Raw genomic sequence first — 13,778 nt, forward strand, 5'->3', positions numbered from 1 at the left:
CACTGGAGAATCACATCATGACCTTATCTCGTTCTCAGCAACTGATTATTGCTGGTCTTTTAGCACTTTTAATGTTCATGACCCGAGGTCATCATTTTGCTTCTGTCGACGCGTTACCGAGTGCATCATGGGCTATCTTTTTCCTAGCCGGTCTTTACCTGAGTTCAGCTGCCTGGTTTCCTGTATTTTTAGTAATGGCTGCTGGCCTCGATATCGCCAGTGTGTTGTTGGGTGGTGGTCAATTAAGTAATAGTTTCTGTATGTCTCCTGCTTACGGATTTCTGATTCCTGCTTATGGTAGCTTATGGATGGCTGGACGCTGGTATGCATCAAAATATCAATTTAATGCAGCCACCTTATTGCCGCTTGTTGGCAGTGTATTGGTAGCAGCCACTGCAGCCACCTTATTTAGTGGTGGCGGTTTCTACTTCTTCTCTGGCCGTTATCCTGATCCAACATTCACTGAATACACACAGCGTTTTATTCAGTACTTCCCTAAAAACCTGGCTGTAATGAGTTTCTATCTGGTAGTTGCAATGATTTGCCATGTGTCTCTGCATTTCACAGCAACGACACAACGAGCAGATCAACAGCATTAATAGAGATGCAGTCGCAGTCATGCGCTGCTGTTGTCATTGCTGCACCGGCATCTGGCCAAGGTAAAACCACGGTCACCGCTGTATTAGCAAGACATTACCGGCAGCAAAACAAACAGGTGCGCGTATTCAAAGTGGGTCCAGATTTTCTGGACCCTATGGTTTTAGAATACGCATCAGGTCACCCTGTTTATCAGCTTGACCTGTGGATGGTCGGCAAACAACACAGTCAGCAACTTTTAGCAGAAGCGGCGCAACAAGCCGATATTATTTTGATTGAAGGTGTGATGGGCTTGTTTGATGGTGAACCTTCCACAGCTGATCTGGCTGCTGCTTTTGGTATCCCTATCCTTGCCGTGATCGATGCCAGTTCCATGGCACAAACCTTTGCAGCCATCGCTGTCGGTTTGGACCAATATCGAAAAGATACGCGTGTCGCTGCCGTTATTGCTAATAAAGTCGGCAGTGAACGTCATGCCGATATGCTCAAAAAAGCCTTACCTAACACTCTTCCTTGTCTCGCTACTTTGTTCAGACAAACTGAACATGCCCTGCCCAGTCGTTATTTGGGTTTACAGCAAGCCAATGAAGTCACTGATTTAGAGCAACGCCTGAGCCATACTCTGGACGCTTTTGACTTCGACAATACAGTCTCATTACCTAACATCGATTTTCCGTTTATTGATGTTGAGCCACTGCCTCTCTTACTCGAAGGTGTAAAGATTGGGATTGCCAGAGATGCCGCTTTCTCTTTTCTTTATCAAGCGAATCTGGATTGTCTGGAAGCCTTAGGTGCTGATCTTATTTTTTTCTCGCCACTAACAGACAAACAATTACCAGACATCGATAGCCTTTATCTGCCCGGTGGTTATCCCGAGCTACATCTGGAGACATTGAGTCAAAACACCAATATGATTCAATCTATTCACCAACATTACCATGCCAATAAACCAATCATCGCTGAGTGTGGCGGCATGTTATACCTATGTGAATCCCTGACGGATAAAGCGGATAATACTGCTAGTCTATGTGGCATTTTGCCTGCCAAAGCCAAACTTCAGGCGAGACTGACGGCTCTCGGATTACAGGAAGTCAATATCAATGGTGCGGCCATCAGAGGCCACACCTATCATCATTCTTTACTCAGTACAGAACTGGTCTCGGAGATAAGCGGGCAGTGTCCTAATGGTAAATCGGTCAGTGAAGTGGTCTATCAACAACAGCGTTTAAACGCCAGCTATATCCACTTTTATTTTTACTCAAACCCTCACCTTATTGCAGCGTGGTTGACGCCATGAGTGATTCACCTCATCAGTTTTCACAAGCAGAACGAGAAGCCGTTTATCGCGCCATAGCAGAACGTCGCGATATGCGTCACTTTCGACCAGATCCTGTTGATCCAGAACAATTAAAACGTTTACTGATCGCGGCTCATCAAGCCCCCAGTGTCGGCCTGATGCAACCCTGGCGAATAATTCGAATTACTGATTCCATTATTCGCGAAAAAATAAAAGCACTGGTGGAAAAGGAACGTATTGAAACAGCCAAAGCCATGAATGAACGCGAAGATGAGTTTATGCGTTTAAAAGTCGAGGGCATGGATAATTGTGCTGAGATCCTGGTTGTCGCTTTATGTGATAAACGTGAAGAACATATTTTTGGCAGACGAACCATGCCGAATATGGATTTGGCCTCGGTATCTTGTGCCATCCAAAATATGTGGCTCGCAGCAAGAGTGGAAGGTTTGGGCATGGGCTGGGTTTCTATTTTTGAACCTGAGGCACTGGCACAATTACTGAAACTCCCCTCGGGTGCCTCCCCCGTCGCTATTCTCTGCCTGGGTCATGTTAATGAGTTTTATCCAGAGCCGATGTTACAAATGGAAAACTGGCGACAAGGTATTGAGCTGGACGCGGTTTTATATGAAAACCAATGGGATGAACCTGCCAAGCTATGACCTTACTGTTTATCGTGCTTGCCGTATTGCTTGACTGGTTGCTTGGCGAACCAACACGTCGCCATCCGCTGGTTGGTTTTGGGCGACTGACCAAGCTCGTTGAAACCAGATTATATTCATCAGAACACAATCAAAAAAAACAGTTTATCAATGGCTTACTCGGTTGGCTGATACTCGTCTTACCTTTTGCCTTGATTGCCTATTTTATGAGTCAAATTACCGTGCTCAACAGCTTATTTAGTGTGCTGGTACTTTACCTTTGTATTGGCCATCGGAGTTTGTATGACCATGTCACCCCGATCATCGAAGCATTGAAACAAGGTGATATTGAACAGGCAAAAACTTATACCAGCTATATTGTCAGCCGTGACAGGGAAACTCTGCATATTCCTAAAGCCAGTATCGAATCTGTATTAGAAAATGGCGCCGATGCCATTTTTTCAGCTATCTTTTGGTTTATCGTGGCAGGATTGCCTGGCGTCGTTATCTATCGTCTCAGTAATACTCTGGATGCCATGTGGGGCTATAAAACAGAGCGCTATTTATTCTTTGGCCGTTTTGCTGCGCGTATTGATGATGTGCTGAACTTTATTCCAGCCCGTTTAACAGCACTCAGCTATGCTCTGGTGGGTGATGTCCGTTCAGGTTTACAGTGCTGGAAACAACAGGCTAAACAATGGGATAGCCCTAATGCTGGTCCAGTTATGGCGGCTGGTGCTGGTGCATTAAATATTAAGCTGGGCGGTTTAGCTCGCTATCACGGCGTCTGGCATGATCGTCCTAAGCTTGGTCTCAACCACGAAGCGAGCGAGAGTGATATTCCCCGCGCCTTACATTTAGTGACAGACAGTCTATTGCTGTGGCTGGCCGGTATTACTGTGATCACAGGAATTAGCTATGCTTGAACACGGTGGCAAACTCAACCATTACATCAAAAAGTACGGCATAGCCAGCGAGTATTGGTTGGATTTATCTACCGGTATTAATCCCAATGGCTGGCCTGTTCCCCCCCTGCCAGAACAGGTTTGGACACGTTTACCGGAACAGGATGATGATTTACTCACTGCAGCGGCAAACTATTATGGCAATGAAAGTTTAATTGCCCTGCCCGGAAGCCAGGCTGCCATTCAGTTTTTACCGCAATTACGCGAGCCTTGCAGAGTGAGGGTCATACACCCCTGCTATGCCGAACATGCTTATAGTTGGCAAAAAGCAGGTCATGATGTTGAGGCCATCCATCACGACGAGATTGATTCATTGCTTGCCGAAACAGATGTGCTAATCATCATCAACCCGACTAACCCAAGTGGCAGGCAATACAAAAAAGAACAACTTTTAAGCTGGCATCAACAATTACAACAACATGATGGCTGGCTTGTGGTAGATGAAGCCTTTATTGATACATCACCTGACAAAAGTCTTTGTCGTCTGCCTGCCATGCCTGGACTCCTTATCCTCAGATCGGTTGGTAAATTCTTTGGTTTGGCAGGTTGTCGTGTTGGTTTTTTAATCGCCGAACAATCCGTTCTCGATCAGATGAAAGAACACCTGGGCCCGTGGCCCATTGCTACTGCTTCACGTTATATCACCATACACGCTTTTAAAGATACTGACTGGCAACAACACTGCCGCCAGCAACTTCAGTTTCAATCAGCACGTCTGGCGCAATTACTGACTCGTTATGGTCTCAGTCCTACCGCTGGCACAGACTTATTTCAGTGGGTCAGACTTTCTGTCGCCAAAGACATACATGAGAAACTGGCAAAAAATGCCATTCTGACCCGCTTATTTGAATCCCCTGCCAGTTTGCGTTTTGGTTTACCCGCCAATGAACAGCAATGGCAGCAGTTAGAAAAAGCCCTGCAATCGCTACGAGTTGATCATGAAACATAAAACATTAATGGTTCAGGGCACCACATCTGATGCGGGCAAAAGTACCGTTGTCACCGCCTTATGTCGCTGGTTTAAACAACAAGGTTATCAAGTTGCGCCGTTCAAACCACAAAATATGGCACTCAATAGTGCAGTGACCGCAGAAGGTGGTGAAATCGGTCGCGCTCAGGCGGTACAAGCACAAGCCTGTCATCTGGCACCACATATTGATATGAACCCGGTGCTACTCAAACCTAATAGTGACTCTGGTGCTCAGGTCATTATTCATGGCAAAGCGGTTGCCAATATGGAAGCGCGCTTTTACCACGACTATAAGCCTACGGCGATGCAAGCGGTTCTCGATTCGCATCACCGGCTGGAATCGAATTATGACCTTGTTGTCGTAGAAGGTGCGGGCTCACCAGCAGAAATTAATTTACGCGATCGTGACATCGCCAATATGGGCTTTGCAGAAGCTGTAGATTGTCCGGTTATTCTGATTGCCGATATTGATCGCGGTGGTGTATTTGCTCATCTGGTCGGCACGCTGTCGTGTTTATCTGAGTCAGAACAAGCGCGGATTAAAGGCTTTATTATTAATCGCTTTCGCGGTGATATGAGTCTATTGCAACCCGGTCTGGACTGGCTGAAACAAAAAACCGGTAAACCGGTGTTAGGTGTTTTGCCCTATCTGCACGGTTTACATTTAGAAGCTGAAGATGCGGTGAATACCCAACAAATAACGGGCTCAGATAAACAACTCAATATTATCGTGCCGGTATTACCCCGCATCAGTAACCATACTGATTTAGACCCATTAAGATTGCATCCTCAAGTCAATTTACAGTTTATCGGCCCTGATGACACCATCCCGGCGGCCGATCTGATTATTTTGCCTGGCAGTAAACACGTCCGTGCTGATTTAGAGTGGCTGATTAAACAAGGCTGGCCTGAAGCCATAGCTAAACACTGTCGTTATGGTGGCAAAGTGTTGGGTATCTGTGGTGGTTTTCAAATGCTTGGCAGACTGATTCATGATCCTGATGGCATTGAAAGTCAGCCTGGTAGCAGTGATGGTCTCGGCTTGCTGGATATGGAAACAACGCTAGCCGGCGATAAAACATTACGACAAAATCAGGGACAATTACTTATCAATAGTTCAGCCGTCACTATATCCGGTTATGAAATACATGCAGGTATCAGCACAGGAAAAGCGCTGGCATCGCCCCTGATGTCACTATCACATGGTCCGGATGGGGCTATCAGTGAAGATAGACAGATTATCGGTACGTATCTACATGGTTTATTTGAACATGACGAAGCGGCTCAAGCCATACTGACTTGGGCAGGTCTTGATGATGTTCAGTCTGTCGATTACTGGCAGCTTCGTGAAAATGACATCAATAAACTGGCAGAGATGATTGCAACACATGTGAACACAGAAAAGTTGATGCAGATTCTTGAGGACACACAATGAGTAAGACGCTAATTCTAGGTGGTACCAAATCAGGTAAAAGCCGACTGGCTGAACAATGGGCAAACGCTACCAGCCGAGCTGTCAGCTATATCGCCACGGCACAAGCACATGATGATGAAATGGCACAACGGATTAAACAGCATCAGCAACAACGACCAGACAACTGGCCAACCATTGAACAGCCGCTTTATCTAGGGGATGCAATAAACCAAGCAACAACTGATGTTGTACTGGTAGATTGTTTAACCCTGTGGCTGACCAATCTTTTATTAGCTGAAGGCGATTTGCTGACAGAACAGATATCCGCATTACTAGATACGCTGCAAACCACTGATAAACACATCATTATGGTCAGTAATGAAACCAATATGGGCGTGATGCCTTTGGGAGACTTAACTCGTCGTTATTGTGATGAGGCTGGTGTCTTACATCAGCGTATCGCCAAAATGAGCGATAACGTCATCTTAACCGTGGCAGGTTTACCTCACATATTAAAAGGACAACTGCATGAACAGCTTCGCTGAATGGCTAAAACAACCAGTTAAAGCGGTAGATAAGACGCATGAACAAAAAGCGCTGGCGCGTCAGCAGCAGTTGACTAAACCGCCCGGCTCTCTCGGGCAGCTGGAAAACTTAGCAGTCAAAATTGCCAGTTTACAGGCTAGTGAAATTCCGGACCTGACGCATGTTCATATCACTGTTTATGCCGCAGACCATGGCGTCATGGCTGAAGGTGTTTCAGCCTTCCCCCAATCCGTCACCGCAGCCATGATCAGAAACTTTGCCAATGGCGGTGCTGCTATTAGCGTATTAGCACAGGAGTTAACCGCAAAACTCGATGTGATTAACGTTGGTACAGTAGACGCATTGGAAGACATTCCTGGCGTATTCGATAAACGTATCGACGCTGGCACGGCGAATTTCTGTCAGGGCCCAGCGATGACAGAGCAACAATGCCAACAGGCGATATTAGTTGGTCGTGATAATGTCTTAAGTGATATTGATAACATCCAACTCTATATTGCTGGTGAAATGGGGATTGGTAACACCTCTACCGCCAGTGCTTTAGCCTCAGCGCTGCTGAAATGCGATCCTATCGATGTGGTGGGTCCTGGCACAGGACTGGACCAACAAGGTATTCAACATAAAGTCACGGTCATTCAACGTGCACTTGAATTACACCAATCAGAGCTGAATGCTGCTCCTCTGTCGACACTCACGCTATTGGGTGGCTTTGAAATCGCTGCCATGGTAGGTGCTTATCTGACCTGTGCCAAACAAGGTATTCCAGTACTGATAGATGGCTTTATTAGTACAGTGGCGGCATTAACGGCAGAGAGAATGCAGCCAGGATGCAAAGACTGGTTTATTTATAGCCATCAAAGTGCTGAGCCCGGTCATAAAGTGGTTTTAAACGCTTTAGACGCGAAACCATTACTTCAGCTGGATATGCGTCTGGGAGAAGGCAGTGGTGCCGCGGTGGCTGTTCCCATTCTTCGCCAAGCCTGTCTGTTACACAATGGTATGGCCACATTCGAACAAGCCAATATCAGTAAAGGAGACAAGTAATGTGGTTATCGTTCCAAATAGCCCTTCAATTTCTCACCATTATTCCGGTCAGCTATGCCAGTGCAACTGATCAACAGCTTGGACGTTCCTTAGTTTTTTATCCTGTTATTGGCTTGATTATCGGCTTAATTTTATCAGGACTCGTATCCGTCCTCCCTGTTTCCTATAGTTTGCTCAGTGCTGCTTTATTACTGACAGCTTGGGTATTATTAACGGGAGGCTTACATATTGATGGTCTTGCTGATTCGGCTGATGCCTGGTTAGGCGGTATCGGCAATAAACAACGTACGCTGGAGATTATGAAAGACCCGGCAGCGGGCCCCATTGCGGTCGTTGTATTAGCGTTAAGCTTATTAATCAAACTGGCCTTAGTGGAAATCGTTATCTCATCAGGCGAAACCTCCGCCTTAATCTGGAGCATCATCCTGGCCAGAACGGCGATGCCATTATTATTTCTGACGACTAACTATGTCAGACCCAACGGCATTGGTGCCGTATTAAAACAGTGCCTTCCCGTCAAGCAAGTGAAATGGATGCTGCTTATCACCACCGTCATCGCATTATTCTGCCTGGGTTTCACACCGCTGTTACTTGGGTTGATCGTATTCTTATTACTTCGCTACACGATGGAGCATCGGCTTGATGGCTTTACCGGTGATACAGCCGGGGCGATGGTCGAATTGCTGGAAATCAGCTTTTTATTGTTTTTAATTTTGTTTTAGGAAAATCCAATGTCTGATACTGAAAAAAGTGAACGTCATAAAAAACGTATGCAACGCCATAAAAGCGTGGTCGATGAGAAAATTCAACAAGCAGAAAAAGACAAAGGTTTATTATTAGTCATTACGGGTAATGGCAAAGGCAAGAGTTCTTCTGGATTTGGGATGGTGGCCAGAGCCTTGGGGCATGACATGAAAGTCGGTGTGGTTCAGTTTATTAAAGGCGCTTTTAGTACAGGCGAAGAATCATTTTTCCGTCGCTTTCCCGAAGAAGTTTCTTATCATGTGGTTGGTGATGGTTTTACCTGGGAAACACAAAACCTTGAACAAGATATTGCTTCCGCAGAAAAAGGCTGGGAAATCTGCAAAGCCATGCTTAACGATCCAGAAATTGATGTCGTTTTATTAGATGAGTTGAATATCGTATTGAAAATGAAATATCTCAATGCCGAAACAGTATTAAATGACATCGCACAAAGACCAGAGATGCAACATGTCATTATCACCGGTCGAGGAGCCCCTGACAGCGTGATAGAGGCAGCGGATACCGTTAGCCGTATTGAGGATGTTAAACATGCATTTCGTGCCGGTATAAAAGCACAGAAAGGCATCGAATTATAGGCGCATTTTTACCCTGTCATAAAACTGTAAAGTTACTCACATTTTCTGTGGATAACTCTGTGATTAAGTTTGGAGTTAGTCGCTAAGTGCCTCTCATACAAAGGCTCTTCTCAAAATGGTTAAAAAATAACCATATAATTTTATTATTAAAAATCAATAAGTTATAATGCTGTCATTAAAAATCAGTCGCTTACGGGAACTTTTTAATAAAAGCTTTACAGAAAAAAGACAAGTGTATAACTCTGTAGAAAAGTGTTGACATAGAGTAATGACCAGCACAAAACAAAAAGCCCGGTAGTGTTCACTACCGGGCTTTTTTTATTTCACTTTTTGAAACTGATAAATCAGGATTTAACCGCTTCCGCTGCACTGTCCATTTCCAGATGAATATCCTCATCTTTTAGCGTGACACGAACATGTCCACCACCCTGACTCAATTTACCAAATAACAGCTCATCAGCCAGTGGTCGTTTGATTTTCTCCTGAACCAGTCTCGCCATAGGACGAGCGCCCATTTGCACATCATAACCATGTTCAGCCAGCCATTGGCGAGCCGCATCATTGACTTCGATAGTGACGTTTTTATCTTCAAGTAACATTTCAAGCTCTAATACCGCTTTATCCGCTACCCGAAGGATGGCATCCTTATCCAGAGGTTTAAATTGAATAATGCCATCAAGACGGTTACGGAACTCTGGCGTGAAGGTACGTTTCAGGGCTTCATTACCGTCAGAGGTTAAATTGTCCTGCTTGGTGAAACCAATGGATGGTTTACTCATCTCAGCAGCACCGGCGTTGCTTGTCATCACTAACACGACATGACGGAAGTCCGCTTTACGTCCGTTGTTATCCGTCAATGTGCCATGATCCATCACTTGTAATAACAGATTAAACACATCAGGATGCGCTTTCTCAATTTCATCTAACAACAGCACTGCGTGAGGTTGTTTGATGATGGCATCCGTTAACAGACCGCCTTGATCAAAACCAACATAACCAGGAGGTGCGCCAATGAGTCTTGATACGGTATGGCTTTCCATATATTCCGACATATCAAAACGAATCAGATCAACACCCAGATTGTGAGCTAACTGACGTGTGACTTCGGTTTTACCTACACCGGTAGGACCTGCAAACAAGAAAGCACCTGTCGGTTTTTCTGGATGGCCCAAGCCTGAACGCGCCATTTTAATCGCAGAACCCAAAGCCGAAATCGCTTCATCCTGTCCGAAGATAACGCGTTTAAGATTATCTTCCAGTTTACGCAGATTATCCTTGTCAGCATTGGACACCGTTTTCGCAGGAATACGTGCAATTTTCGCCACGATAGCCTGCACATCATTCACACCGATCAGTTTTTTACGTTTAGACTTCGGTGCAATACGCTGAGCGGCACCGACTTCGTCTAACACATCAATCGCCTTGTCTGGCAGGAAGCGATCATTAATATGACGATGCGCCAACTCAGCAGCCTGTTCAATCGCCGCATTGGAGTAACGCACATTGTGGTGCTCTTCCAGACCAGGTTTAAGGCCTTTCAAAATTTCAATGGTTTCAGCCACACTAGGTTCTGGCAGATCAATCTTTTGGAACCTACGTGCTAAAGCGCGATCATGCTCAAAAATACCCCGGTATTCCTGATAGGTAGTTGAACCAATACACTTCAGTTCACCACTGGCTAATAACGGTTTTAATAAGTTAGCCGCATCCATCGTGCTGTTACCTGCACTACCTGCACCAATCATGGTATGGATTTCATCGATAAACAAAATCGCGTGTGGCTGCTTTTTCAATTCACGTAATAAGGCTTTCAGACGTTTTTCAAAATCACCCCGGTATTTTGTACCGGCAACCAGTGCGCCCATATCTAAAGAATAAATGGTGGTTTCTGCTAACACTTCAGGCACGTCACCATGAACAATGCGTCTTGCCAAACCTTCAGCCAGAGCTGTTTTACCGACCCCTGCTTCACCGACAAATAAAGGATTATTTTTACGACGACGACACAGGATTTGTAGCGTACGTTCTAATTCATGGGCACGACCAACAAGCGGATCGATTTTACCTTTGATGGCGGCTGCATTCAGATTTTCGGCATACAATGTCAGAGGACTTTTATCCTCATCAGAAACATCTTCGCTTTCTACTTTAGCTTCTGATTCTGATGTAGCAGCATTATCCTCAACATCGCCATGACTAATCGCATTGACGACATCCAAACGTGTGACATCCTGCTTTTGCAATAAGTAAACGGCTTGAGATTGTTGTTCAGAAAAGATCGACACCAGAACGTTTGCCCCAGTCACCTCAGAACCACCTGATGACTGAACATGCATCACAGCGCGCTGTAGAATACGTTGGAATGCCAGCGTTGGTTGAGTTTCGCGCTCACTATCCTCAGCGAGTGTCGGTAGATTATCAGCCAGAAAATCGCTTAGTTCCTGTCGTAAAACAGTGATATCTACTTCGCACGCCTTCAATACGGCCAGTGCCTGACCATTTTCCAGCAGCGCTAATAAGAGATGCTCAACGGTAAGAAACTCATGAGCACGTTGGCGAGCATAATTAAATGCTTGGCTGAGGGTTTGTTCGAGCTCTTTACTTAACATGTTACGTTCCACCTTATTGGTTGGATATCGAACTAGGTCATTCCTCTTCCATCGTACACTGCAATGGATGACCGTGGCTTTGAGAATAGCTGTTGACCTGTTCGACTTTCGCTTCAGCTATCTCATAGGTAAAAATACCACACAAGGCACTACCTTCGGTATGCACTTGAAGCATGGTGCGTGTAGCACGCTCACGCCCCATGCCAAAAAGGTTTTCGAGGACTTCAATCACAAAATCCATTGGCGTGTAGTCATCATTTAGCATAATCACCCGGTACTTGGGTGGTTGCTTCAAGTCTGGCTTTGCTGGAGCAACGGCATATTCATTGTCGTTGTTCCATTCGTGATCATTTTCCTGACTCATGCCCTTTTTTAGCTCGCTTCATCAATCATTTTTTGTAATTCGCCGTTTTCATACAGCTCCATAATAATGTCACAACCACCCACTAATTCACCTTTAATATACAGTTGTGGGAAGGTTGGCCAATCTGCATAACGATGCAGATTTTCACGCACATCTGGCTCTGCCAATACATTCACATAAGCAAATTCTGCACCACACGCAGATATGGCTTGAGAAGCCCGGCTTGAAAAACCACATTGTGGAAACTCAGGCGTCCCTTTCATAAACAAAATGACCGGGTTTGATTGAATCGCCTGTGTAATTTTTTCCATTACTTCCATTCTTTAATCCTCGTAGTTTTGAAATTTATTATGTCTGATGAGATGGGGATGCTTTTATAGTTTTCAAGCTTAGGCTAGTTATATTCAAGCTGCAATAAGCCAAGAATCGCATCCAGTCCATTATGATTTATTGCTGTCGCCGCCTGCTGCTGCACTTTCGGTTTAGCGTGATAGGCCACACTCAAACCAGCTGGCTCCATCATTAATAAATCATTCGCCCCATCCCCCACCGCTATTGTTTGTTCAGCGACAATGTTCATTTTGTTACAACATGACAACAGAAAATCGGCTTTGGTTTGTGCACCACAAATATCGCCGTCAACTTCTCCAGTGAGTTTGCCGTCTTTTTCTGCCAGCTTATTGGCCTGAGTAAAATCAAGCCCTAAACGCTGCTTTAATCTATCGGTAAAAAAGGTGAAGCCACCCGATACTAATGCCAGGCTAAAGCCATGTTGTTTAAGTGTCGACACCATCAACTCAGCCCCAGGACTCAATCGCAAACGTTCATCATAAACTCGTTCAAGAACCTCAACATCCAGACCTTTCAATAAGGACACTCGCTTGCGAAGTGAAGTTTCGAAGTCTATTTCGCCTCGCATCGCTGATTCTGTAATCGCTGCGACTTCGGGTTTTAGGTTCATAAAATCAGCGATTTCATCAATACACTCGATGGTAATCAGCGTTGAATCCATATCGGTGACGAGAAGTTTAGCGGCACGATGATCAAATTGTTCTGGTATCAGATTAATATCGAAATCATATTGCTGACGAAGCTGATGCATAGCCTCAGCATCAATGCCAGAGACATGAGTCACCGTCACATAGTGTTTATACCAGTTAAACTGACCAGAATATTGATGGGCGATCTGCTCTGCCAGTTCGTGAGTGAGAGTTTTGCCTTGCAGTACCAGTGTTGTCATGATGTTTCCGCACTAGATAAAAAAACGGCGAGCTGAAAACTCAGCTCGCCGAATCATTGTAAATCAGTCAGATTTAAAATTGGGGTTTAACAGGTGCTGATTTAAAACGTTCAACACTGGCCACAATTTCAGTTTCAGCTTCAGCTTTACCCACCCAGCCTTCAACTTTGACCCATTTGTTCTTTTCTAAATCTTTGTAGTGTTCAAAGAAATGTGAAAGTTGATTCAACAGACGTTCTGGTAAGTCATTAATATCTTTCACATCATCGTACATTTTATCGTGTGGCACGGCGATGATTTTGGCATCTTCACCAGACTCATCGGTCATTTTTAACATGCCCACAGGACGGCAACTGACTACTGAGCCACTGATTAATGCGTACGGGCTGACAACCAATACATCAACCGGATCACCGTCATCAGACAACGTGTGTGGAACATAACCATAGTTGCATGGATAAAACATCGCAGTATTCATGAAACGGTCAACAAAAAGTGCCCCGGTTTCTTTATCAACTTCGTATTTCACAGGATCAGAATGTGAAGGGATTTCAATAATGACATTGATGTCTGTTGGCAAATTTTTGCCTGAACCAACACGGTCGAGATTCATAGGGTTATGCTCCAGATAGCAAATAAACAAAGTCGCTGATTATAGAAGAAAAGCCCTTCAGGTTAAACTCTCAGCAAGTGAATAAGCATTATTCTTCATAACATCGCCAATCTGACTTTATGTCACGCGCTAAATCCATAA

Annotated in this window: 15 protein-coding genes; 10 read left to right on the plus strand and 5 right to left on the minus strand. The window is 44.9% G+C overall.

The window, feature by feature from the left end; translation table 11 throughout:
• Positions 1-17 precede the first annotated feature (17 nt).
• Genes QQL60_RS06975 through cobO form a run of 10 tightly spaced genes read left to right on the plus strand, consistent with a single transcriptional unit; the run spans position 18 to position 8,811 of the window.
• Entirely contained in the window at positions 18-599 is a 582-nt protein-coding gene (locus QQL60_RS06975; RefSeq protein ID WP_007144752.1) for a hypothetical protein, read from the plus strand.
• 5 nt (positions 600-604) lie between these two features.
• Entirely contained in the window at positions 605-1,894 is a 1,290-nt protein-coding gene (locus QQL60_RS06980; protein WP_284722868.1) for a cobyrinic acid a,c-diamide synthase CobB, read from the plus strand.
• Complete coding sequence (gene bluB / locus QQL60_RS06985; RefSeq protein WP_284722869.1) at positions 1,891-2,553, plus strand: 5,6-dimethylbenzimidazole synthase; 663 nt, start codon at positions 1,891-1,893, stop codon at positions 2,551-2,553. The genes QQL60_RS06980 and bluB overlap by 4 nt, the downstream gene beginning before the upstream one ends.
• A complete protein-coding gene (gene cbiB, locus QQL60_RS06990) occupies positions 2,550-3,458 on the plus strand; it encodes an adenosylcobinamide-phosphate synthase CbiB (protein WP_007144749.1) in 909 nt (302 codons plus the stop codon). The genes bluB and cbiB overlap by 4 nt, the downstream gene beginning before the upstream one ends.
• Positions 3,451-4,446 (plus strand): threonine-phosphate decarboxylase CobD, encoded by a 996-nt coding sequence (gene cobD / locus QQL60_RS06995; RefSeq protein WP_007144748.1) that lies wholly within the window; start codon positions 3,451-3,453, stop codon positions 4,444-4,446. The genes cbiB and cobD overlap by 8 nt, the downstream gene beginning before the upstream one ends.
• A complete protein-coding gene (locus tag QQL60_RS07000) occupies positions 4,436-5,902 on the plus strand; it encodes a cobyric acid synthase (protein WP_284722870.1) in 1,467 nt (488 codons plus the stop codon). Before cobD ends, QQL60_RS07000 begins: the two co-directional genes overlap by 11 nt.
• Positions 5,899-6,426 carry a bifunctional adenosylcobinamide kinase/adenosylcobinamide-phosphate guanylyltransferase gene (cobU, locus tag QQL60_RS07005; RefSeq protein ID WP_284450882.1) on the plus strand — a complete coding sequence of 176 codons (528 nt, stop codon included), beginning with the start codon at positions 5,899-5,901 and terminating at the stop codon, positions 6,424-6,426. Before QQL60_RS07000 ends, cobU begins: the two co-directional genes overlap by 4 nt.
• Positions 6,410-7,471 carry a nicotinate-nucleotide--dimethylbenzimidazole phosphoribosyltransferase gene (cobT, locus tag QQL60_RS07010; protein WP_284722871.1) on the plus strand — a complete coding sequence of 354 codons (1,062 nt, stop codon included), beginning with the start codon at positions 6,410-6,412 and terminating at the stop codon, positions 7,469-7,471. The genes cobU and cobT overlap by 17 nt, the downstream gene beginning before the upstream one ends.
• Entirely contained in the window at positions 7,471-8,193 is a 723-nt protein-coding gene (locus QQL60_RS07015) for an adenosylcobinamide-GDP ribazoletransferase (protein WP_284722872.1), read from the plus strand. The genes cobT and QQL60_RS07015 overlap by 1 nt, the downstream gene beginning before the upstream one ends.
• Positions 8,194-8,202: 9 nt before the next feature.
• The gene (gene cobO / locus QQL60_RS07020) at positions 8,203-8,811 is read left to right on the plus strand and encodes a cob(I)yrinic acid a,c-diamide adenosyltransferase (RefSeq protein WP_284722873.1); all 609 of its coding nucleotides are present in this window, start codon (positions 8,203-8,205) and stop codon (positions 8,809-8,811) included.
• 344 nt (positions 8,812-9,155) lie between these two features.
• Here cobO and clpA read toward each other — a convergent pair whose 3' ends face one another.
• The 5 genes from clpA to ppa all read right to left on the minus strand — a co-directional run bounded on the left by clpA (position 9,156) and on the right by ppa (position 13,637).
• The gene (clpA, locus tag QQL60_RS07025; protein ID WP_273179506.1) at positions 9,156-11,420 is read right to left on the minus strand and encodes an ATP-dependent Clp protease ATP-binding subunit ClpA; all 2,265 of its coding nucleotides are present in this window, start codon (positions 11,418-11,420) and stop codon (positions 9,156-9,158) included.
• Between the two features lie 37 nt (positions 11,421-11,457).
• Positions 11,458-11,784 carry an ATP-dependent Clp protease adapter ClpS gene (gene clpS, locus QQL60_RS07030; protein WP_007144741.1) on the minus strand — a complete coding sequence of 109 codons (327 nt, stop codon included), beginning with the start codon at positions 11,782-11,784 and terminating at the stop codon, positions 11,458-11,460.
• A gap of 8 nt (positions 11,785-11,792) precedes the next feature.
• A complete protein-coding gene (gene grxD / locus QQL60_RS07035) occupies positions 11,793-12,104 on the minus strand; it encodes a Grx4 family monothiol glutaredoxin (protein WP_007144740.1) in 312 nt (103 codons plus the stop codon).
• Positions 12,105-12,178: 74 nt separating this feature from the next.
• Entirely contained in the window at positions 12,179-13,024 is an 846-nt protein-coding gene (serB, locus tag QQL60_RS07040) for a phosphoserine phosphatase SerB (protein ID WP_284722874.1), read from the minus strand.
• A 73-nt stretch (positions 13,025-13,097) separates the two neighbouring features.
• Entirely contained in the window at positions 13,098-13,637 is a 540-nt protein-coding gene (gene ppa / locus QQL60_RS07045; RefSeq protein WP_007144738.1) for an inorganic diphosphatase, read from the minus strand.
• Positions 13,638-13,778 lie beyond the last annotated feature (141 nt).

The organism is Methylophaga thalassica, assembly GCF_030159795.1.
GTDB classification, from domain to species: Bacteria; Pseudomonadota; Gammaproteobacteria; order Nitrosococcales; family Methylophagaceae; genus Methylophaga; species Methylophaga thalassica.